The 19,993-nt window shown below is 63.9% G+C and carries 21 protein-coding genes; 9 read left to right on the plus strand and 12 right to left on the minus strand.

Annotated elements, in window-relative coordinates; translation table 11 throughout:
• Window positions 1-12: 12 nt before the first annotated feature.
• A complete protein-coding gene (locus MKZ91_RS01090; protein ID WP_336167112.1) occupies window positions 13-1,917 on the plus strand; it encodes an adenylate/guanylate cyclase domain-containing protein in 1,905 nt (634 codons plus the stop codon).
• 26 nt (window positions 1,918-1,943) lie between these two features.
• Here MKZ91_RS01090 and MKZ91_RS01095 read toward each other — a convergent pair whose 3' ends face one another.
• Window positions 1,944-2,534, minus strand: coding sequence for a TetR/AcrR family transcriptional regulator (locus MKZ91_RS01095; protein WP_336167114.1), 591 nt, complete (start codon window positions 2,532-2,534; stop codon window positions 1,944-1,946).
• A gap of 170 nt (window positions 2,535-2,704) precedes the next feature.
• On the opposite strand from MKZ91_RS01095, the gene MKZ91_RS01100 reads away from it, so the two are divergent.
• On the plus strand, window positions 2,705-3,127 hold the full coding sequence (locus tag MKZ91_RS01100) for a RidA family protein (protein ID WP_336167116.1): 423 nt from the start codon (window positions 2,705-2,707) through the stop codon (window positions 3,125-3,127).
• A 71-nt stretch (window positions 3,128-3,198) separates the two neighbouring features.
• On the opposite strand, the gene MKZ91_RS01105 is transcribed toward MKZ91_RS01100, so the two are convergent.
• Both MKZ91_RS01105 and MKZ91_RS01110 read right to left on the minus strand, forming a co-directional pair.
• Window positions 3,199-4,056: a sigma-70 family RNA polymerase sigma factor gene (locus MKZ91_RS01105; RefSeq protein WP_336167117.1), complete on the minus strand. Its 858-nt coding sequence runs from the start codon at window positions 4,054-4,056 to the stop codon at window positions 3,199-3,201.
• Complete coding sequence (locus tag MKZ91_RS01110; RefSeq protein WP_336167120.1) at window positions 4,056-4,523, minus strand: carboxymuconolactone decarboxylase family protein; 468 nt, start codon at window positions 4,521-4,523, stop codon at window positions 4,056-4,058. Before MKZ91_RS01110 ends, MKZ91_RS01105 begins: the two co-directional genes overlap by 1 nt.
• Before the next feature lie 202 nt (window positions 4,524-4,725).
• On the opposite strand from MKZ91_RS01110, the gene MKZ91_RS01115 reads away from it, so the two are divergent.
• The 3 genes from MKZ91_RS01115 (at window position 4,726) to MKZ91_RS01125 (ending at window position 8,541) form a co-directional block, all read left to right on the plus strand.
• On the plus strand, window positions 4,726-5,706 hold the full coding sequence (locus MKZ91_RS01115; protein ID WP_336167122.1) for an ABC transporter substrate-binding protein: 981 nt from the start codon (window positions 4,726-4,728) through the stop codon (window positions 5,704-5,706).
• A 70-nt stretch (window positions 5,707-5,776) separates the two neighbouring features.
• A complete protein-coding gene (locus MKZ91_RS01120) occupies window positions 5,777-7,513 on the plus strand; it encodes an ABC transporter permease (protein ID WP_336167749.1) in 1,737 nt (578 codons plus the stop codon).
• A complete protein-coding gene (locus MKZ91_RS01125; RefSeq protein ID WP_336167123.1) occupies window positions 7,501-8,541 on the plus strand; it encodes an ABC transporter ATP-binding protein in 1,041 nt (346 codons plus the stop codon). Before MKZ91_RS01120 ends, MKZ91_RS01125 begins: the two co-directional genes overlap by 13 nt.
• An 18-nt stretch (window positions 8,542-8,559) precedes the next feature.
• On the opposite strand, the gene MKZ91_RS01130 is transcribed toward MKZ91_RS01125, so the two are convergent.
• On the minus strand, window positions 8,560-8,856 hold the full coding sequence (locus MKZ91_RS01130) for a hypothetical protein (RefSeq protein WP_336167125.1): 297 nt from the start codon (window positions 8,854-8,856) through the stop codon (window positions 8,560-8,562).
• A 163-nt stretch (window positions 8,857-9,019) separates the two neighbouring features.
• Between MKZ91_RS01130 and MKZ91_RS01135 the strand changes: the two genes are divergently transcribed.
• The 3 genes from MKZ91_RS01135 to ftsZ all read left to right on the plus strand — a co-directional run bounded on the left by MKZ91_RS01135 (window position 9,020) and on the right by ftsZ (window position 12,118).
• Window positions 9,020-9,817, plus strand: coding sequence for a phosphotransferase (locus MKZ91_RS01135; RefSeq protein ID WP_336167126.1), 798 nt, complete (start codon window positions 9,020-9,022; stop codon window positions 9,815-9,817).
• A gap of 167 nt (window positions 9,818-9,984) precedes the next feature.
• Window positions 9,985-10,593, plus strand: coding sequence for a glutathione S-transferase family protein (locus MKZ91_RS01140; RefSeq protein WP_336167128.1), 609 nt, complete (start codon window positions 9,985-9,987; stop codon window positions 10,591-10,593).
• Between the two features lie 490 nt (window positions 10,594-11,083).
• A complete protein-coding gene (gene ftsZ, locus MKZ91_RS01145) occupies window positions 11,084-12,118 on the plus strand; it encodes a cell division protein FtsZ (protein ID WP_336167130.1) in 1,035 nt (344 codons plus the stop codon).
• Between the two features lie 242 nt (window positions 12,119-12,360).
• On the opposite strand, the gene MKZ91_RS01150 is transcribed toward ftsZ, so the two are convergent.
• Both MKZ91_RS01150 and MKZ91_RS01155 read right to left on the minus strand, forming a co-directional pair.
• Window positions 12,361-13,995 (minus strand): ArnT family glycosyltransferase, encoded by a 1,635-nt coding sequence (locus tag MKZ91_RS01150; RefSeq protein ID WP_336167132.1) that lies wholly within the window; start codon window positions 13,993-13,995, stop codon window positions 12,361-12,363.
• 787 nt (window positions 13,996-14,782) lie between these two features.
• Window positions 14,783-14,914: a hypothetical protein gene (locus MKZ91_RS01155; RefSeq protein WP_336167134.1), complete on the minus strand. Its 132-nt coding sequence runs from the start codon at window positions 14,912-14,914 to the stop codon at window positions 14,783-14,785.
• 238 nt (window positions 14,915-15,152) lie between these two features.
• On the opposite strand from MKZ91_RS01155, the gene MKZ91_RS01160 reads away from it, so the two are divergent.
• Window positions 15,153-15,749, plus strand: a complete 597-nt coding sequence (locus MKZ91_RS01160) for an imm11 family protein (protein WP_336167136.1) — start codon at window positions 15,153-15,155, stop codon at window positions 15,747-15,749.
• 37 nt (window positions 15,750-15,786) lie between these two features.
• Here MKZ91_RS01160 and MKZ91_RS01165 read toward each other — a convergent pair whose 3' ends face one another.
• From MKZ91_RS01165 to MKZ91_RS01190, 6 genes are all read right to left on the minus strand, one after another.
• On the minus strand, window positions 15,787-17,343 hold the full coding sequence (locus MKZ91_RS01165; RefSeq protein WP_336167138.1) for a DUF1963 domain-containing protein: 1,557 nt from the start codon (window positions 17,341-17,343) through the stop codon (window positions 15,787-15,789).
• A gap of 190 nt (window positions 17,344-17,533) precedes the next feature.
• Window positions 17,534-17,656 (minus strand): hypothetical protein, encoded by a 123-nt coding sequence (locus MKZ91_RS01170; protein WP_336167140.1) that lies wholly within the window; start codon window positions 17,654-17,656, stop codon window positions 17,534-17,536.
• A gap of 270 nt (window positions 17,657-17,926) precedes the next feature.
• On the minus strand, window positions 17,927-18,346 hold the full coding sequence (locus tag MKZ91_RS01175; protein ID WP_336167142.1) for a hypothetical protein: 420 nt from the start codon (window positions 18,344-18,346) through the stop codon (window positions 17,927-17,929).
• A gap of 158 nt (window positions 18,347-18,504) precedes the next feature.
• Window positions 18,505-18,810, minus strand: a complete 306-nt coding sequence (locus MKZ91_RS01180; RefSeq protein ID WP_336167144.1) for a hypothetical protein — start codon at window positions 18,808-18,810, stop codon at window positions 18,505-18,507.
• A 234-nt stretch (window positions 18,811-19,044) separates the two neighbouring features.
• Complete coding sequence (locus MKZ91_RS01185; protein WP_336167146.1) at window positions 19,045-19,215, minus strand: hypothetical protein; 171 nt, start codon at window positions 19,213-19,215, stop codon at window positions 19,045-19,047.
• A 42-nt stretch (window positions 19,216-19,257) separates the two neighbouring features.
• The gene (locus MKZ91_RS01190; RefSeq protein WP_336167148.1) at window positions 19,258-19,962 is read right to left on the minus strand and encodes an SDR family oxidoreductase; all 705 of its coding nucleotides are present in this window, start codon (window positions 19,960-19,962) and stop codon (window positions 19,258-19,260) included.
• Window positions 19,963-19,993: the final 31 nt, after the last annotated feature.

Consider the following 19,993-nt stretch of genomic DNA (forward strand, 5'->3'; position numbering starts at 1 on the left):
GGGGAACGTCGCGTGCAGTGGTCCAGGCCCCTTAGAGTGCATCTCAGCGTTCTCGTCGTGGCGCTGCTTCTCATGACGGCGATGCCGATCATCTGGATGGCGTTCAGCCAGGGCCGGGAGGCGGCAGTCCTTGCCGGCGCCAAGCACATGCGCGAGATGAGCTTCCGGCTGATCGAGGGCTACAGAAACGCACTCGAAGGCGGGCATGAGGCCGTGGGGCTCGGATCGACGGTGCCGCAACTCATTTCCGCGCCGCCTGCGGATCTCATGGAAAAGCGGCAGTTCTTCGTGGAGGTGCTGCGCAGCGTGTCGAACGCGACGAGCATCTATGCCGGCTATCCCGATGGCTCCTACCTGCAGCTGATCAACACCGGCAGGGACTATGTCCGCCAGAGCCTTTCAGCGCCGGCAGAGGCGAACTTTGCCATCAGGACGATCACGCCGAGGCAGGGTTTGCAAGCTCTGTCGACCCTTCAGTTCCTGGACCGCGAGACGAGGCCGATCGGCGAGCCGAAGTCCGAACCGACATCTTTCGATCCGCGCCAGCGCCCGTGGTATCAGGCCGCGCTGCAAAGTGGCGGGCCGGTCTCCGTCGGGCCCTTCGTCACCGGCACGGTGAAGGTTCCGACGCTTGCACTGGCGGCCTCGATGAAGGATGACCGCCGGGTCGTCGTCGGCGTCAACATCCACCTGCAGACCGTCAGCCGGCTGCTCGATCCGCGAGAGATCTCGCCGCGCGCCCGCTCCTTCATCATCGGCGAAGGCGACATGCTGGTTGCCCATTCCGATCCGTCGATCATGGGCCGGATCCTCGGAACCTGGTCAGGCGGTCGCAGTGCCGATGCAGGCAGTCGCGACTCGGAGGTGCAAGCTGTGGCGCGCCTGCGCAAGGATCCGCGCTACGCCAATGGCGGCCTTGCCGAGATCGATCTGGATGGCGAGAGCTATCTTGCGCAGGTCGCCCCGGTCAGCCTTGACGGCCTGTTCAAGGGGAGTTCGGTCGCCATCGTCGTGCCGCTTGATGATCTCGTGTCGCAGGCGAACCGCCTGCTCGTGCGCAACCTCATGATTGCCGCCGGCTTTCTGGTGGCCGGCGTGCTCGGCTCGCTGATGCTGTCGCGGGTGGTCAGCCAGAAGCTCTACAGGTTGGCCGACGAGGCGCGGCGGATCGGCGACCTGAACTTTGCCGGCAAGGGCGTAGCGCATTCCTGGATCACCGAGATCAACACACTCGGGGCGGCACTTTCCGCCAGTCGCCGCGCCATCGTGCAGTTTGCGCTCTACGTGCCGCGCGAAGTGGTGCGGCGGATTATCGACCCCGAAGGCGGGGCGGTGGTCAAGGGCAGGCGGCAGGAGGTGACGGCGCTCTTCACCGACATCCGCGACTTCACCACCATTTCCGAGCAGCATTCGCCGGAGGACGTGGTCGATATTCTCTCGGCCTATTTCGAGCTCTTGAACGCCATTGCCGAAGAGCACGGCGGGACCGTGGTGCAGTATCTCGGCGATTCCATCTTCGTCATCTGGAACGCGCCGGTCGAGGATCCAAGACACATCGAGAATGGCTGTCGTTGCGCGCTGGCGATGAAGGCGGGTGTGGACCGCCTGAATGCGAGCAATCGCCAGGCGGGCCGGCCCGAGCTTTTCACCCGCTTCGGGCTTCACACCGGCCCGGCCGTCGTCGGCAGCATCGGCGCGGTTTCGCGCCAGCAATATACGGCGATGGGCGACACCATCAACGTCGCCTCAAGGCTCGAAGGGCTGAACAAGGAATACAACACCTCGATCCTCGTCAGCGGCGACGTGCATCAGGCCGCCGCCGACGTCTTCGATTTCCGTGCGATCGGGCCGGTGCAGGTCAAGGGCCGCGCGGCGAAGATCGATCTCTGGGAGCTGGTGGGGGAAAGGGCCGGGTAGCGGCGCTGACGTCGGCGGCCCCCGGTTCAGCGAGCCGCCAGCAAGCCCGAAGCCAAAGTCTGAAAGGCGTCGATTGCCTTTGGCAGCACGTCGCTGGGATTGTCACTGGCAGCGACCCAGAGGGCGGCGTTGAGCGCGGCACCGCTCAAGAGCCTGGCTGCCGCCTCCGGATCGACCGGCTTCAGCACGCCCTTTTCCAGGAGTTGCTCGACCGAGCGCTGCGTCGCCACCAGGCAGCTGTTCTGGCTTGGCCATTTCGAGGGATCGCCGAGCACGGCCGGGCCATCGAGCAACACGATGCGCTGGACCTCCGGGTCGAGCGCCATCTCGATATAGGCGGCACCCTCGGCAAGCATGCCCTGCCAGTGATCCCCAGCGCCTGCGCCGATCTCCTTGGCGCGTGCGGCCATTTCGCCGTCGATCTCAGTGACCACGGCGGCAAGCAGCCCGCGCTTGTCGCCGAAATTGTGATAGAGCGCGCCGCGGGTCAGCCCGACATCGGCGGTCAGCTCATCCATGGAGGCGGCCGCATAGCCCTTTTCGGCGAAGGCCTTGCGGCCGGCCGCAATCAGCTTCACCCGGTTTTCTTCCATCGTCTCCTGGCGACGTCTGGCCATGCTGTCCTCAAATTCGCATACGACACGTATATGAATTTGACATACACGTCGTATTTGGTTAGTTCATATACGCGGCGTATATCAAATGAAGCGGGTTTTGTGAAGCGTTGCCGAGCCGGCAGAGCGCGCCCGTTTCTGCGCCCCGGATTTTTTTAGAAAGGACCAGACCGATGACGTCACGAAACGCAATCTTCCCGGCAAACCGCCACGCGCTCTATGAGGCGCACGGCTACTCCGCAGCCATCCAGTCACAGGATCTGCTCTTCGTCTCCGGCCAGGTGGGCAGCCGCGAGGACGGCTCGCCCGAGCCGGACTACCAGCGCCAGGTCGAGCGCGCCTTCGACAATCTCGAGGCAACGCTGAAGGCGGCTGGCGCCACATTCGACGACATTGTCGACATCACCAGCTTCCACACCGATCCGGAAAACCAGTTCGAGACCTTCATGGCCGTCAAGAACCGCATCTTCCCGGAAAAGCCCTATCCCAACTGGACCGCGATCGGCGTCAACTGGCTCGCCGGCTTCGACTTCGAGATCAAGGTGATCGCGCGGATCCCGCAAGCTGCTGGCGCCGGGCGCGAGCAGGCGGCCTGAGCTCAGGCGCCGGTACCCGGACGCACTGCTTCCGTTTGGAAGCAGTGCGCGGCCACCATGATGGCGGAGGGCTAATGCAGATGCGTAAGCTTGTCCGGGTTGCGCACCACGTAGATCGCCACGACCTTGCCGTCCTTAATCTCCAGTGCCGTCGTCTGCAGTTCGCCATCGGCTTCCCGGGTCACAAAGCCGGGCAGGCCGTTGATGAAGCCGGCTCGCACCAGCGTCGAGCCGTGCTTGGCAAAGAGGGCCGCCAGTTGCTCGTGCACCTTCATCACGGCGTCGAATCCAAGGATCGGCTGCATCGCGGCCGGGCGCTTGCCGCCGCCATCGGAATGCACGCTGACATCGGCTGCGAGCATGGCGCCAAGCGTCCTCATGTCGCCGCTTCTCGATGCGGCAAAGAAGGCGTTGGCGAGTTCGAGCCCGCGTTGCTGCTCGATCTCAAAGCGCGGCCGTTCGTCACGCACATGGGTGCGGGCGCGGGCAGCCAGTTGCCGGCAGGCAGCGGCGTCGCGATCGATCGTTGTTGCGACCTCGTCAAAACTCTGGCCGAAAACGTCGTGCAGCAGGAAGGCGGCGCGCTCGAGTGGCGACAGCCGTTCCAGCGCCAGCATCAGCGGCAGGGTGACATCGTCTTCCGGCTCCTCCTCGACCACCGGATCAGGCAGCCAGGGGCCGACATAGGTCTCGCGCTTCAGCCGCGCGGACTTCAACTGGTCGAGGCAGAGCCTGGTGACCGTGCGGCGCAGAAATGCTTCGGGTTCGCGCACCGCCGTGCGGTCGGCCCCCATCCAGCGGATGAAGGCCTCCTGCACCATGTCCTCCGCATCGGCAACCGAGCCGAGCATGCGGTAGGCAACGCGGATGAGTTTCGGGCGCAGCGGGTCGAAGATCGCCGCTGCGTCCGGGGTCTGGCTCTCCGCCATCAGGCAGCAGCCTGCGCGGCCTTGGCGTCAGCCGGCTCGACCCAGAGGCCGAAGCCGACGGCGAGACGGTTCCAGCCATTGATGACGTTGATCATCAGCGTGAGCTTCACCTGTTCCTCCTCGGTGAAATGATCCTTCAGCGCCTCATAAGCCTCGCCATGGGTGTGGCCTTCCGAAAGCCGGGTCAGCGCTTCGGTCCAGCCTAGCGCGGCGCGCTCGCGATCGGAATAGCAGGGCGCCTCGCGCCAGGCCGAAAGCAGGTAGATCCGCTGCTCGGTCTCGCCTTTCGCACGGGCTTCCTGGGTGTGCATGTTGATGCAGTTGGCGCAGCCGTTGATCTGCGAGGCGCGGATCTTCACGAGTTCGATAATGGTGGCATCAAGGCTCGCGGCAACGGCCATCGAGACGCTGGTCCAGCTCTTCATCAGGGCGGGAGCGGCGGCAAAGAGATCAACCTTGGCAGTCATGGTTCCGTTTCCTTTCGTTGGTTCCGATACCATGACGAGACAGGAACGGCTGGTGTGACATCGCCCGCAATTTTTTTTGCGAACCAGTGCATGTGTGGCGACCCCGTCGGTCGCTTTCGTGCACCCTGACACCTGGTCTGTCACACCCCTGTAAAAGGGTGGCTCTATCCCTCGGCGCCAGTTTCAACACGAGGGCAAATTCATGAAATCGTTCGTTTCCGTCATTGCCGGCGCGCTGGTCGCGGGCCTGCTTTCGACCGCGGCCTATGCCGAGAACCTGGTGCTTTACACCAGTCAGCCGAACGAGGATGCGCAGGCGACCGTCGACGCGTTCCAGGCGGCCAATCCGGGCATCGAGGTCGAATGGGTGCGCGAGGGTACGACCAAGATCATGGCCAAGCTGATGGCCGAGATCGAGGCCGGCAATCCGGTCGCCGACGTGCTGCTCATCGCCGACACGGTGACGATGCAGCGGCTGAAGGAAGCCGGCCATCTCGAAGGCTACAAGTCGCCGGAAGCAGCGGGCTATGACGCCTCGCTCTATGATGCCGACGGTGCCTATTATTCCACCAAGATGATCACCACCGGCATCGTCTACAACACGTCTGCCGCGATGAAGCCTGAGGGCTGGCAGGATCTCGTGAAGTCCGAAGCCAAGGGTCTCGTCACCATGCCGAGCCCGCTGACCTCGGGTGCGGCCCTCATCCACGCACAGACGCTGACCGGCATCGACGCTCTCGGCTGGGATTACTACAAGGCGCTCGCCGAAAACGGCGCAACGGCTGCCGGCGGCAATGGCGGCGTGCTGAAGGCGGTGGCAACCGGCGAGAAGGCCTATGGCATGCTCGTCGATTTCATGGCGATCCGCGAGAAGGCCAAGGGCGCGCCTGTCGAGTTCGTCTTCCCGGCCGAGGGCGTTTCGGCCGTGACCGAGCCGGTCGGCATCCTGAAGACCGCCAGGAACGTCGACGCCGCCAAGAAGTTCGTCGACTTCCTCCTGTCCGAAGAAGGCCAGAAGGTTGCGGTGAAGATGGGTTATATCCCGGCCCGCAACGGCGTGGCGCTACCCGAGGGCTATCCGGCGCGCGAAACGATCAAGGTGCTGCCGGTCAACGCTGCTGCGGCGGTGAAGAGTTCCGAGGGTGACCTCAAGACGTTCTCCGGCATCTTCGGCACGAACTGATCGCTCAAGAATGCTCGAACGCAATGACCTGCGCAGCCGGCACCGCTGGCTGCGCTTTCCCTTTCAGGCGATGAAGAGCGGGCGGGCCAAGCGCGGGCAGGCCAGGAGCGGGCAGGCGAGGGCAGGAGCCAGCCCTGCTGCCGAACCGCGCTGGCTGGTGCCCTTCGTGCTCGGCTGCCTGTTCCTCCTTAGCCTGCTGCCACTCCTCAGCCTGGCGAGGGCCGGCTTTGCCGGGCTCGTCTCCGGGCAATCGATCGGCGTGCTGACCGAGCCAGCCACCTTCGCTGCGATCCGCAACACGCTGCTCACGGCAAGCGGCGGCATGGTCGTCTCCGTCGCCATCGGCGCGCTCTTTGCCTTTGCCGTGGGCCTGACGGATGTGCGCGGGAAGCTCGCTTTCAGCTTCGCCTTCATGCTGCCGATGATGATCCCGCCGCAGGTGACGGCCCTTGCCTGGGTGGAAATGACCGGGCCCGCAAGCCCGCTATTAAAGACGCTCGGGATCGCGCCGCCGCTCGGCAGCCCGCAGCCGCTCTATTCGCTCGCCGGCATTTCGCTGCTTCTTGGCGTGCAGCATGCGCCGCTGGTCTTCCTGGCGCTGAAATCAGGGCTTTCGGCCTCGCCGCGCGACGGGGTGGAGGCGGCAAGGCTTGCCGGTGCCACGCCGTTCCGCGTTTTCCGCGATATCGTCGCGCCGCTCTCGGCTCCGGGGTTGATCGCCGGTGCCGCGATCGCCTTTGTCTCCGGCGTCGGCAATTTCGGCATTCCGGCGATCCTTGGCATTCCCGCAGGCATCGAGGTGCTGCCGACGCTGATCTACACAAGACTTGCGAGCTTCGGCGCCGGCACCTTCGGCGAGATCGCGCTCTTGTCGAGCCTCATTGCCGTGATCGCCGCAGCCGAGCTGATGTTGCAGCAGCGGGCGCTGGCGGGGAGGGATTACCGCATCATCGGCCTCTCCGGCGCCAATGCCGCCTTTTCGCTCGGGCACTTGCGGCTCACCGTGGAGTTGCTGCTGGTCGCGATCCTGTTCTTCGTGCTGGTGGCGCCGCTCGCCGCGCTGATCGCGAGCTCACTGGTGCCGGCCTATGGCGTGCCGCTCAACTTTCAAACCGTGTCGCTTCGGGCTTACGAAGAGATCCTCTTTCGCCAGTCGATGACGCTGAAGGCGTTCGGCAATTCGATGTTCCTCGCCACCACCGCCGCGCTCGGCCTGCTCGCGGTTTCGGTGCCGGCCGCCTACCTCATGACCCGGCGCAGGGGCCTGCTTGCCAATCTGCTCGGCATTCTCATCGAGATCCCCTATGCGCTGCCCGGCATCGTGCTGGCCGTCGCCTTCATCCTCACCTTCGCAGCCCCGTTGCCGGTCCTCAACGTCTCGCTCTACGGCACCATCTGGATCATCCTGATCGCCTATTTCTCCTCGTTCCTGGCCGTCAGCCTGAAGCCGGTCATGAGCGCCTTTTTGCAGATGGACCCGTCGCTGGAGGAGGCAGCGCGGCTTGCCGGTGCGGGATTCTTAAGGCGTATGCGCGACGTGATCCTGCCGCTGGTGGCGCCAGCGGCCGGAGCGGCGATCATCCTCGTCTTCCTGATTGCCGCCAACGAGCTGACCGTCTCCGCGCTGCTCTGGTCGGCCGGCACCCAGACGCTCGGCGTTGCCATCTTCAATCTCGACGACAGCGGTTCGTCGGATCTTGCCGCGGCACTTTCCGTGCTTGTCGTGGTGATGGTCATGCTGCTGATGGCGGCGCTCGAGGCGCTGGCAAAATATCTTCCGGAAGGCGTACTACCGTGGCGCAACTGATCCTCAATCACCTCACCAAGCATTTCGGCGGCGGCCGGCCGGCGGTGTCGGATGTGTCGCTTAAGGTGCGCGAGGGCGGCTTCCTGGCGCTGCTCGGGCCGTCAGGCTGCGGCAAGACCACGGTGCTGCGCATGATTGCCGGCTTCGAGCGCCCAAGCGACGGCTCGATCGAGTTCGGCGAAAGGCGGCTCTCCGACGCGTCGCTGGCGCTACCGCCGGAGAGGCGCAACATGGCGATGGTATTCCAGTCCTATGCGCTCTGGCCGCATATGACGGTCGCCGAAAATGTCGGCTATCCGCTCAAGGTCCGGGGCATTTCCGGCGAAGCCTGGAAGAGAAGCGTCGGCGAGGCGCTTTCGCTGGTGAAGCTCACCGACTACGCCGATCGCCGTCCGGCAGCGCTTTCCGGCGGCCAGCGCCAGCGCGTGGCCCTTGCGCGCTGCCTGGTGACCTCGCCCGATGTGGTCTTGCTCGACGAGCCGCTCGCCAATCTCGACCAGCACCTGCGCAAGTCGATGGAGGAGACCTTCCGCATCTTCCACGAACGCTCGGGCGCCACCATGGTCTATGTGACGCACGACCAGGCCGAGGCAATGGCGCTTGCCACCGACGTCGCCGTCATGTCCGAGGGGCGACTGATGCAGATGGCGCCGCCGGCCGAGATCTACGCAAGACCCGAAGGCGCCATCGTCGGCGGCCTGATCGGCCGCGGCGCGGTGCTGCGGCTGGCGCTGCCGGGCGATGCGCCACGGGCGCTGGAGTGGCCGACCCTCAAATGCGTGCTTGCCGGCATGGGCAAGGCCGAGGCCGCCGAGCAGCCCTTGCGCGATGTGCTGGTGCGGCCGGAACATGTGAGCGCTGACAGCGAGGGCATCGCCCTTCGCGTCAGCACCTGCACCTTCGAAGGCGAACGCTTCGCGCTGACGCTGGCGCTGGCGGACGGGCAGATGTTGAAAGCCTATGGTGACCAGGCGATGAAGCCGGGCGAGACGGCGCGCTTCGTCATCAGCCATGGGTGGCGGTTGTAGGAGGGCTGTCGCTCCACCTCAATCGCAATCCGGCTTGTCGAGCACCACCTCGAACTGGCGCGGGCCGCCGAGGCCCGGTTTCGACGGCAGGCTGACGATCCTGGCGATCAGCCTGCACTTGCCCGCCACCACAGCGTAGCGGTCGTGACCCTGGCTGATGATCTTGTCGATCGGGTATTTGGGCACGGCGGCGGCCACCGCGTTGACGACGGCGTTCAGTTCGCGGGCGCGCTGGTAATTCGGTGCAAGGGCTGCGGTTGCCTGTCCGGCGATGACAAGGAAGGCGAGGCAGCAGAGGATCAAGCGGCGCATCATGGCGGGTGTCCTGTTCGGGAAAGCTGTTCAAGGCAGCGAAGCACGGTGGTCTTTGCTGTTCAAGCGGCGGTGGCGCGCTTGCCGCTGCCGCGGCTCCGTTGACAGTGGCGGATCCTTGCGTTGATGCTCACGACAACCCCGGTCTGAGTTCATGAACGGTCTGATGACATTGGAACGCCCGCCACAGGAAACGCCGCTCTCCGGCGGTAATGTCAACACGGGCGTCGTGCGTATCGGCGACACGGTGCGTCGCTCAATGAACGCACAGAGCGCCACCATTCACAGGCTGCTGCGTCACCTGGAAGCGAAGGACTTTGCCGCCTCGCCGCGGTTTCTGGGGCGGGACGGCGAGGGGCGCGAGATCCTGAGCTTCATTGAGGGCGAGGCCGGCGGCTCCGCGCAAATATGGCTCGCCGATGAGGCGCTTTCGGCGGCGGCCGCCTTGCTGAGAGCCTATCACGACGCAACGGCCGACTTCGTCTTCACCGACGCCGATCAATGGGCCTTTCGCTTTCCCGATCGTCTTCGCTGGGAGGTGATCTGCCACAATGATTTCGCGCCCTATAATCTGATCTTCCGCGGGGAGAAGCCGGCGGGCATCATCGATTTCGATCTTGCCGGTCCCGGCCCAAGGCTGAGAGACGTTGCCTATCTCGCCTACTGGATGGTGCCGCTGTCGTTTCACTCCGACGACTTGAAGGCGGCGGCGATCGAGGACCTCGACAGGGGCAGCCCGCGTCTCAAACGCTTCTGCGAAACCTACGGCCTTGGCTGCGACGCGGCGCTGCTTGCGATGGTGGCCGAGGTGCTTCGCCATATGGGGGATGAAGCGGCGATGCTTGCGATGATCGGCGCGTCTGCGACTGAACGGCTGAAGTGCTGCGGGCATCTCGACCACTGGGGCCGCGAACTGGACGCTTTCGAGCGGCATCGGGCGTTGCTGCTTGCGAACCTGCCGTGACCCCGTTCGCAGGCGCAAGCACCGGCAGGACGGTCTTCAAAAGAAAAGTTGTTTCCGCGAAATAAACCGTTGAGTTAAATAAAACCGGTTGTTATAAGCAACCGGTATTCCGCTTGCGAGCGGTTGAGGAGGAACGAGGCGAGGCGCCTCATCGACAGGAGGACGAGATGAAACTCTATCAGGGCATGGGGCCGAATTCCTATCGCGTGCGCATTTTCATGGCGGAGAAGGGGATTTCGCTGCCGATGGTGGATGTCGATTTCGCCAAGGGCGAGCACCGTGCGCCGGAGTTCCTGGCGGTCAATTCGCTCGGGCAGATCCCGGTGCTGGAACTCGACGACGGCACGATCATCACCGAGAGCGTGGCGATCTGCCGCTATCTGGAAGAGACCAAGCGTGAGCCGCAGCTTTTCGGCCATGACGCCGTCAGCCGCGCCAAGGTGGAGATGTGGAACCGGCGCGCCGAACTCGTCATCCTCGGCACTGTCGGCAATGTGGCGCTGCATTCGGACGCCTTCTTTGCCGAGCGGCTGACGCAATTTCCGGCCTTTGCCGAGACCGAGCGGGTGGCGGTGCCGAGGAAATGGGGCTGGCTCGACGACGAGCTTTCCGATGGCCGGCCGTTCCTTGCCGGCGAGGAATTCTCGATCGCCGACATCACCGCCGGCGTCACCGCCTGGCTCTGCGACGTCTTTGGCATGGAGATCCCGACTTCGGCCAAAAATGTCCAGCGCTGGCTGGAGCGGGTGCGTTCGCGGCCGAGTTTCGAGGCGTAGGGGAGCGATCAGGGGCGGGGAGGCGTTCGACATTCACGCTTGTGCTGAGCTGCCCCTCATCCGGCCTGCCGGCCAACTTCTCCCCGTTTTGACGGGGAGAAGGAGACTCGCGGCGGCCGCTCGTTCCACATCAACCTTTCGCAAACGAGGCGCCTTCAACAAAGACGGCAGAACACGAGCTGGCCATCGTCCTCGTCCCCTCTCCCCGCCTGCGGGGAGAGGGTTAATCCTCGGGTTTAACCCGAGGAGAGGGGCAGCCCTGATCCCTCATGTCAGGCAGTGCTTTGATTCTTATTGATGTATTGTCGTTTACGAGAGGATCTGTCGTGCGCCGGGTTGCCACCGAAAGGCGCCGCTAAAATTCATATGTGGATAGCCGTTTCGTCCTTTTTCCTTGCCTTCTCCATGGCTTTTTTCAATTCCTAAAATAACAGCTGCCCGATTCGCCGCTGCCGGCGCCCCGCAAGGTGCCGGCTCTAGGAGACAAGCCATGAACGATTTCAAGAAGCCCACGATCACCGAAATGCGCCCGAAGATCACCGTCATCGGGGTCGGCGGCGGTGGCGGCAACGCCATCAACAACATGATCAACGAAGGGCTTCAGGGCGTCGATTTCGTGGTGGCCAACACCGACGCGCAGGCGCTTGCGATGTCGAAGTCGTCGCGCATCATCCAGCTCGGTGCGGCCGTCACCGAAGGTCTCGGCGCCGGCTCGCTGCCGGATGTCGGCCGGGCGGCGGCAGAAGAATCGATCGACGAGATCATGGACCACCTCGGCGGCACGCATATGTGCTTCGTCACGGCCGGCATGGGCGGCGGCACGGGCACGGGTGCGGCGCCGGTGATTGCGGCGGCCGCCCGCAAGGCCGGCATCCTGACCGTCGGCGTCGTCACCAAGCCGTTCAGCTTCGAGGGCAAGCGCCGCATGGAAACGGCCGAACTCGGTATCGAGCGGCTGCGCGAGGCGGCCGACACCGTCATCGTCATCCCCAACCAGAACCTCTTCCGCATCGCCGACGCCAAGACCACCTTTGCCGATGCCTTCGTGATCGCCGACCGGGTGCTTTACTCCGGCGTCGGCTGCATCACCGACCTGATCGTCAAGGAAGGCCTGATCAATCTCGACTTCGCCGACGTGAAATCGGTCATGAAGGGCATGGGTCGGGCGATGATGGGCACCGGCGAGGCAACCGGCGAGGGCCGGGCGCTGAAGGCCGCGGAAGCGGCGATCGCCAATCCGCTGCTCGACGAAGTGTCGATGCGCGGCGCCAAGGGTGTCTTGATCTCGATCTCCGGCGGCATGGACATGACGCTGTTCGAGGTCGACGAAGCGGCAACCCGCATCCGCGAGGAAGTCTACGACGAGGCCGACATCGTCGTCGGCTCGATCTTCGACCGCACGCTCGACGGCACCTTCCGTGTCTCCGTCGTTGCGACCGGTCTCGACGGCGCCCGCTCGGCCGCCAACCCGGCCGGTACTGCCGCCGGCCAGGCCGCGCCCGCACCGACCCGCACGCTGCAGTAAGCCGCAACCATCGCTTTCATTCAGGATCCTCCCGGTGTGAACGCCATCGGGAGGGCCCTTGCGTTTGGCGGTTTGCATGAGGATCAACGACCGCCACCGGGGGCGGTCCCAGCCTGCCAGCCGACCCGAAGGTGGTGCGAAAGCGCGTCGCGATCTTTCAGATCGCTCTTTGCGCCTTAAGCATTTGATTCTTCGCATGTCGTTACCGCAAAACCGCTGCGCACTTTTGCGCGACATGCTTTTTAGGGTTGCGCTTCTTCGAAGCGCGGCCGGCTGCGCTTGAGCGCAAGGCGGCTTTCGGCCGGCCGGGCGAGGCGGTAGATCAGCATGGTGTCGTCGTCGACGACACGTTCGGCGGTCTTGTCGAGATGCGCGATCAGGCCGCTATTGTATTCGATGAGCTTGCGCCGTTGCATGTCGCGGGCATTCTTGGTGATGCCGAACCAGGTGGCCTTTCTGGCGCGCAGGTCCTCGAGCGCCGCGATCGCGTCGTCATCCTCCATCAGCATCGACCATTCGGTCTCGCCGCCGCCGGGCGGGAAGACCCAGCCGCGGCGCCGGCTGTAGTAGATCGCCACCGGGTCGCCGATCGTCGGCGTGGCGGTGATGACGAGATCACCCGGTCGGCTGAGTTCGCTGAGCTTCGTGCCGAGCCTTTCGCCATGATCGGCATAGGGCTTCTTCATCAGCGACAGGCCGGGCAGGGTGCCGCCGACAACAATGACGGCGGCAATCGCCGCAAGCCGCAGCGCGCGCACGCGCAAGCTCCGTTCGCGACCGATGCCGATCAAGAGGATCAGCCCGCGGCCGGCAAGGGCCGCCATCGCCACGTTGAAGATATGGAAGTTCCAGGGGTTGGTCTTGATCTCGCGCGCGGCAAAGACATAGACGATCGCCGCACCGAGAAACCAGAGATGGAAGAACCATGGTGCGCGACCGGGGATCGTTTCAGCTGTTCGTGCGGCCTTCGGCTCCGGCGGCGCCGTCAGAAGCGCAATGCCCGTCAGCACCACCACGGGAAGGGTGAACAGCCAGTTGCTGGCAATCGTCCAGGTGGCGGGAATGTAGAAGGACTCGTCGAGGAACTTGGAAAAGCCATCGCTCCAGAGATAGCCGCTGCCGGCCACGTGATAGGGCGGATAGTTGGTGCCGAGATAGTGGGCCCAGCGATAGTAGCCGAGGATCATTGCTCCGGCGATGAGCGCCACCGGCAGGATCGGCAGCAGGCGCTTGAGGTTGAGCGTGCCGCGGCCGGACAGGATGGCAAAGGTCGCATAGGTCATCGGCACGACCACGGCGATGCCCGGCAGCTTGGCAAGCACGCCGATCGTGGTGAGGAGGCCGGCTGCGACAAGGACCGGCAGGCGATCGCTCTGAAGATAGACGACATAGGCCCAGGCCCCCGTCGTCACCAGCGCCAGCATTGCCGGATCCGGCAGGAAGGAGCGGTCGATCATCACGGCGCCGGGCATGATCGCCAGCAGGAAGGCGCCGGCATGGGCGTGGGCCGTGTCCCAGATCCGCGCGATCAGCCGGTGCAGCGCAAAGACGCCCCAGACCCCGAAGGCAATGGCGACGAGGCGTCCCAAGGTCTCGTCCCAGCCGAAGACGGCATAGAGAAGGGCGGTGATGTAGGAGATCACCTGCAGTTCGCGGCCCTGATAGGAAGGATCCGGCCCGGTCCAGCTCACCTCGGGAAAGAAGATGTTCCAGCTGCGCAGGTAGAAATTGTCGGCCATCATCGCCGTGCTGGCCTCGCGCCAGCTGAAGGCGTCGACCAGGGGTTGCTGAACATCATGCAGGCGAAAGAGAGCGGCAAGCACCAGAATGGTGAAAAGCACCGCGTTGTTCATGGGCCTGTGATCGAGTTCCGACATACGCATCCCACAGTGTCGAACGATCGAAAATGCGGCGGCAACTTCACGCTTCTGGCGGCAGGGACCACCGATCGTCCCCGCCACCCGATGGACTATATATTAGGTATAGGTGATTGTCTGCACGTCACTGCGAAGCGGGCGCCAAGCGTGCAGGGGCCTCACAGCGGCGCCGAAACCTTCGTCTGCGCCGGCCAGCGTTCCAGCTCCAGGCGATCATCCTGACGATGGCGGCGGCCCCAAACGCGAATGGCTCTGCCTACCGGATTGCGTGGCTTCAAGCCGAGGTGCCGAGCGGTTCAACTGTTGACCTTTGGCGGTTGCTGCCTGGACAGTCTGGTGTCTTCAAGATTAATCCCCGGCATCCGGCGTAACCCGAACGGACAGCTTGCGGAAAAACCGTGGGGAAGTATATATTTAAGTTTAGCATGTTGTTAGGCGTTACGCCAACAATTGCGAACCGCTTTCGACTTTGACCACGGATGTACTGGCACGAGTTTTGAGAGCGAAAGAAAAAAGGCCGGAGCCATCGCGCGCCGGCCTTTTTTTGTCTGTCGGCTTCCGCAGCGGCCGCAAGGGCGCGATCGCCGCCGGCGCGGCGCGTCGACCTTCACGAATTGTTCCTCACCCAATCGGGGGAAGCGGCGAAACAGAAACCGCTTTCGTGCTTGGAGCGTTCTCTCATCGTTCGTCGCGTATTAGCCTTTGCGCAAGTGGGCGCGACCAATTTTATGAAGCGACGGGCGGGGCGCCTGACGGCGACCTCAAGGCTGCGGTTCGGGCGCCTCGTCTAAAGGCCGATCAGCCAGAAGAGCGTGCCGAACACCGCGATGAACGCCACCACGGCCCCCATGATGCGGGCGAGGCCGGTGTTGGTGTCACCGGTTCCGACGAGACAGTACCAGAGGTTGTCGTTGTCCATGTTGCCGTGCTCCGTTTTTGGTCCTGCTCTGCAACGCCGCGCGTCTTTTGAGACGCGCAAAGGCCGCTTTGGCCTTCCGAATTGCTGCATGTTCTTACCCCTTAATCGGCTACGATTAAAGAAGACATGCGGGTGGCCGAGGTGCGCGCAGATGTTGTGGTGCTGTCAAGAATGCCTATTATGTGGTGTCGCAGATGTCTGATGCAAAACCGTCGCTTCGGGCGATGCGCAGGGGCTGATGGTCTATTTCCTGAGTCACAAGAACGAAGACGTCTACAGCTATACGTTCCGCGCCTTGAACGGTGACGTCAGCAAGATACAGGCTGCCGATCTCACGCGGGATGCTGGGGTGCGTATTCGGCCCGGCTACTCCTATTATGGCAGGCCGATTGAACCCGGGCACGTCCCGACGAAAATCGAACTCTCTGGCCCCAGGCGGCCCATTGCGGATATCTATGGCGCATACGGTTTGCTGGTGAGCGCGACGTTTCGGGACGTTGTCGAACGTTTCGAGCCCAGCGTCCACCAGTTCTTTCCCATGGAGCTTGTGTGGGCGGATGGCACCAGGGCCGCTGATCGGTTCTGGTTCGTGCCCTGCAATCGGCTGGATACGGTCGATCGCGCGAAGACGACGTTCGAATTCCGCAATGTCTGGTACCTGGACGGCAGCAGGAAGGATCTGGTCTTCAATCGCGCGCAGATCGGCGGCCATCATGTCTGGATCGACAAGTTCATCGTGATGCCGACGCCGGCGATCAGCGAGGCATTGAAGGCGGCGCTGGATGCGGCCGGCATTAGCGGCGCGAACTACCAGCATTTTCCGGAGACCGACTGACGATCGCTCCGGGAGAGAGAGGGGTAGGCCCCCGCGATCAGCCTGCGCTATGCCGGACGAACATGCCTTGATCGTACCGGCCATCTGCCATCCGCGTTCGGGGGCACCAGACGGACATGCCGTACTCGTGTTCGGATTTCGTGGAGATGAGTTCGTCGGCCGCAATGCTGATCAGGCAATCCTGGCCGCGAAAGTCCTCCCAGTTGTTGGGAAATTCAGGTTCCAGGCCGAAGAGCCGGTGTTCACGCCAGTCGGTGATCCAGGCTTCGGCAAACGGGCGGTAACAGGCCGGAAGCCTGTCCCAGCGGCTCTCGTCACGCAGGCCCGGATAAAGCATCTGCAGCTTGTGCCAGACCGCTTCGGCGCTGCCTGGCAAGACAAGCTTGGGCGTGTATGTATCGACGATCTGTTCGGACAAGGCCAGGCGCTGCGAGAAGATCTGATCAAGAATGGCAAGGTCAACGGGGTCTTCCTTCGCTCGTGCACGCGCCAGCCGCAGGAAGTCTTTCATGGCCCCCAGGAGCAGCGGCGCTTCCCGCAATATGATGGCGTCGTACGCTGCTTTCGCTCGCCCGCTCGCGCTGTCGACAACCGGCACCTCGACCGCGGTCCGCCGCAGCCTTTCCGAGGTTCGAGCGAGCCGCAAGGCGCTTTCGAGGCAATCCGTCACGGCCTCTGCGTCGAGAACCGCGATCGCCCAGGTCGTTATCCAGTCACGCGGCCGCACGAAACGTTCCGGCATGAATGGAGGCCGCCCTTCCGTGCTCAGATAGGCGACAGGATCGACCGGTCGCCGGGTGAAGCACCGTTCTTCGCTGAAGAAGCCATGCTTGGACACCGGTTCCAGCCCGTCCGGCAAAGGCTGCGGCACGGCCCGCTGCATCTCTTCAGCCTTGAGAACGCGGCAGGCGTAGGATGAGCCGATGAAGACGAGCAAGGCACCTTCCGCTGGCAGGCCGGGCGGTCTCAGCCCAGTCTGCGGCTCTGGCTTCAGTGCGGCGAGGTCGATTTGCGCGAGAAAGTGAAGCGGGGTTCCATCGACATCTTCAGGCCAGTCGAAGCCGGCAGGTGCATGCGGCACGCCGCCGAGCCAGGAGGTAACGTCTGCAAACGAAACGACGGGGGAGCGGAACATGAGCGCCCATGCCGGCGCTTGCGCGGGGCGCTCGTGTCGACCCGAACGGGCGATAAATTCGCGGACCACCGCCCTGCTGTCCCACGCATCCCCGACACGTGGGGCCGGCTCCGTTGCGGGTGTTGCCGTTTCCCGCAGGGCGGATGCAATCCGGCTCTTTGAAACAGGTGGGGCAGTCGGCTGACGCCGGCCCGCGGTCTGACCTCCTCTTGCTGCGGCACCCGTAGCGGGACGCAGGAGCGCCATGCCCGTGAGGATCACGGTGAGCGCCGCCATCACGCCCGTGGCCGGCACCACCCCAAGCGGTGAAATGAGCAGGAAGTCCAGGACTGCGTTGATGCCGCGCACACCACGCGCGTCTTCGCCTCCTGGCAGTTTTTCGAGAACACCGGACCAGGTCTGCAGGGTGAGTACAGACAGGAACAGGAAGACAAAAATGGCTCGAACGAAGGGCCGCATGCCGTGAAGCTTACGGCTCTCATCTGAAAAATAGGTGAAGCATTCCCGGGCCTTCGGGCTTGGGTCTGCGCTATTGCGGTACTTGTCGGGAAGGGTGAGGAAGGCCGGTGGGTCGTGGTGCTTGGGGGAGGGCGAGGGCGCGCTTGCTGGTCGAGCGGCGCCGTTGCCTGCGCCGTCGTCAGGCGGGCGCTCAGAGGGCTGCGAGTTGTTCTGCCGTTGCGGCGATCGGGTGGTTGCCGAGCGAGTGGTCGGCATACTTGAACGCCAGTATGCTCATGACCGATGCGAAAAGTGCTACCAGGACGATACGCATGTGCCGCTCCGAACGTGTTTGCCTGACTGTGATCCATCGTTGCGTCAGGCGGAGAGTTGAACCTCGGGTCCGATCTTTTCGGGCCCTTTAGGCGTTTTTTACCAAATGGAGCCGGGCGTCCCTTGTTCCCGCGGAGACAGGGGATGGACGCGGGGCAACAGCGCGGTGCCTGACGGGCTTTGCGCAATGTCCTTGAGCGTTTCTCGGGCGGGCTACGGGAAGGTTGCAGCCGGTGTCAGCGCCAGCCTGGAGCCGGCGCTCAGGCGGTCGTCACTGTCTCGGGTAGCGCAACAGCAGCGAGCCGATCCGCGGGTAGTTGCGCATCACCAACAAGGTTTCGATGCCGCCATCGTCGCGACCCTCGAAGATGCCGACTTCCTCGCAGGTGCCGCAATGTGTTCGGCTTTCGCCATAGCCAAGCGAGCATTCACGCTCGGGGCAGGTGATCTCAATTTCGTTTTGCCGCCTGCTGAATGTGAAGGTCATCTTGCTGACCGGGGACGGCGTGAATTCACAGGGCTTCCCGACGAAACAGGCGACCTCGCCCGCCACGGGATCCTCGCCGTCCAGCATCAGCGCATAGTGCAGCGCATAGGTGGGCGGTTCGGCGTGGGCGGTGGCGAAGGGCAGAAGCGAAAGGGCAAAGGCAGAGAAGGCGAGAGCAGACGGGGCAAGGCGCATGGATCGCATCAGGCAAGATCCTCGGTGGCAGCGGCAACAGGGCAGCGCCGGCGGGGTGCTGTGACTGTTGCGCTTGAGGTAAGCCAAGGATGATGTCAAAACTGTAGCGGGTGCTGGCCGCCGGCCGCGCTTTTTACTTGCGCGGCCTTGCTTGGCCTGATCGGCGCCTATTTCGTCGGCTTGACGAGCGAGATGACCCGCGGCTTGGACGGCGCGTCGAGCCACTCGATCCACTGGTCGCGTTCCTCGATCGTGTCGAAGAACCGCCAGAGCTTGTAGTCTTCCTCGGTGGTCTGCAGCATTTCGCCGATGGAGACGAGTTCCAGGGGCAGCGTCACCTCATTGCCGTCGAAGCGGATGAAATAGATGCCTTCGGCCGCAAGCCGGATGATCTGGCCGGTGCCGTAGGTTCCATCGGGATCGTCGACCGTGAAGTACATGCCGGTCAAGGTGTCGAAGGCTTTGTCGTTCATAGGGGTCCGTATGCCAGTTCAAAAGGTTGTCGAGTATCAGAAGTAAGCGCAGGTGTTGGCCGATGGCAAGGCTATTCGCCGAGACCGGCCGCGGCGAACACAGGAAGTCTGCTTGCGAGTTTCCTTTCATCGTCGTCGATCAAGGGAAACACGCGGCACTTCAAGGTGCTGCAGCGACCATTGCGCGTCCGACAGGCCGCAGCGCTCTGGTGCCGTGTCGCGCCGGAGTGACCGTCACCCTTCCGTGTCGGCAGCTTCCGGTGCCGCCGCCGGCTTCCTGGCCAGCGCCAGGTTTACCGCTGCCGCCTCGGCCTCCGCAGCGCCGCCAGGGCCCGAGCGCACAGTGACGGCGTTGGAGGCAAGGTCGAGACCGGCGGCACGCAGCGCCGGCAGCAGGCGCTTCATCGGAAGAGCGCTGTGTAAGTGGTGCGGGGTTGGCGGCGGCCCTCACACCGAGCGCGTCAGGCCACCATCCACTTTCAGATTCTGGCCGGTGATGTAGCCGGCACCCTCGGAGGCGAGGAAGGCGACGGTGGCGGCGATTTCGGCGCTGGTGCCGTAGCGCTTCATCGGCACGGCGTCGCGGCGCTCTTCGGTGGCCGGCAGGCTGTCGATCCAGCCGGGCAGCACGTTGTTCATGCGCACATTGTCGCCCGCATAGGTGTCGGCAAAGATCTTGGTGTAGGAGGCAAGGCCGGCGCGGAAGACGGCAGAGGTCGGGAACATCGGCGAGGGTTCGAAGGCCCAGGCGGTGGAGATGTTGATGATCGCGCCCGACTTTTGTTTTTGCATGATCGGGGTGACGAGCCGGACCGGGCGGATGACGTTCATCAGGTAGACGTCGAGGCCGGTGTGCCACTGCTCGTCGGTGATCTCGAGGATCTGGGCGCGCGGGCCATGGCCGGCGCTGTTGACCAGCACGTCGATGCGGCCCCATTTTTCCATCGTTGCATCGACCAGCCGCTTCAGGTCGTCATTCGACTGGTTGGAGCCGGTGATGCCGAGGCCGCCGAGTTCGGCCGCCAGCGCCTCGCCCTTGCCGGAGGACGACAGGATTGCCACCTTGTAGCCGTCGGCGGCGAGACGCCTGGCGCTCTCGGCGCCCATGCCTGAGCCACCGGCGGTGATAACGGCCACTTTTTCTACTGCCATGGTAGGGTCCTCCTCTGATGCGCACGTTCTG

This window comes from Ensifer sp. MJa1, assembly GCF_037026475.1.
Classification (GTDB): domain Bacteria; phylum Pseudomonadota; class Alphaproteobacteria; order Rhizobiales; family Rhizobiaceae; genus Ensifer.

Bases quoted from the DNA above. Each gene is read 5' to 3' on its own strand.
- MKZ91_RS01095 (WP_336167114.1), bottom strand. From the start codon at position 2,534: ATGGCCAGACGTCGCCAGGAGACGATGGAAGAAAACCGGGTGAAGCTG.
- MKZ91_RS01100 (WP_336167116.1), top strand. From the start codon at position 2,705: ATGACGTCACGAAACGCAATCTTCCCGGCAAACCGCCACGCGCTCTAT.
- MKZ91_RS01105 (WP_336167117.1), bottom strand. From the start codon at position 4,056: ATGGCGGAGAGCCAGACCCCGGACGCAGCGGCGATCTTCGACCCGCTG.
- MKZ91_RS01110 (WP_336167120.1), bottom strand. From the start codon at position 4,523: ATGACTGCCAAGGTTGATCTCTTTGCCGCCGCTCCCGCCCTGATGAAG.
- MKZ91_RS01115 (WP_336167122.1), top strand. From the start codon at position 4,726: ATGAAATCGTTCGTTTCCGTCATTGCCGGCGCGCTGGTCGCGGGCCTG.
- MKZ91_RS01120 (WP_336167749.1), top strand. From the start codon at position 5,777: ATGAAGAGCGGGCGGGCCAAGCGCGGGCAGGCCAGGAGCGGGCAGGCG.
- MKZ91_RS01130 (WP_336167125.1), bottom strand. From the start codon at position 8,856: ATGATGCGCCGCTTGATCCTCTGCTGCCTCGCCTTCCTTGTCATCGCC.
- MKZ91_RS01135 (WP_336167126.1), top strand. From the start codon at position 9,020: ATGACATTGGAACGCCCGCCACAGGAAACGCCGCTCTCCGGCGGTAAT.
- MKZ91_RS01140 (WP_336167128.1), top strand. From the start codon at position 9,985: ATGAAACTCTATCAGGGCATGGGGCCGAATTCCTATCGCGTGCGCATT.
- ftsZ (WP_336167130.1), top strand. From the start codon at position 11,084: ATGAACGATTTCAAGAAGCCCACGATCACCGAAATGCGCCCGAAGATC.
- MKZ91_RS01150 (WP_336167132.1), bottom strand. From the start codon at position 13,995: ATGTCGGAACTCGATCACAGGCCCATGAACAACGCGGTGCTTTTCACC.
- MKZ91_RS01155 (WP_336167134.1), bottom strand. From the start codon at position 14,914: ATGGACAACGACAACCTCTGGTACTGTCTCGTCGGAACCGGTGACACC.
- MKZ91_RS01160 (WP_336167136.1), top strand. From the start codon at position 15,153: ATGGTCTATTTCCTGAGTCACAAGAACGAAGACGTCTACAGCTATACG.
- MKZ91_RS01165 (WP_336167138.1), bottom strand. From the start codon at position 17,343: ATGCGGCCCTTCGTTCGAGCCATTTTTGTCTTCCTGTTCCTGTCTGTA.
- MKZ91_RS01170 (WP_336167140.1), bottom strand. From the start codon at position 17,656: ATGCGTATCGTCCTGGTAGCACTTTTCGCATCGGTCATGAGCATACTG.
- MKZ91_RS01175 (WP_336167142.1), bottom strand. From the start codon at position 18,346: ATGCGATCCATGCGCCTTGCCCCGTCTGCTCTCGCCTTCTCTGCCTTT.
- MKZ91_RS01180 (WP_336167144.1), bottom strand. From the start codon at position 18,810: ATGAACGACAAAGCCTTCGACACCTTGACCGGCATGTACTTCACGGTC.
- MKZ91_RS01185 (WP_336167146.1), bottom strand. From the start codon at position 19,215: ATGAAGCGCCTGCTGCCGGCGCTGCGTGCCGCCGGTCTCGACCTTGCC.
- MKZ91_RS01190 (WP_336167148.1), bottom strand. From the start codon at position 19,962: ATGGCAGTAGAAAAAGTGGCCGTTATCACCGCCGGTGGCTCAGGCATG.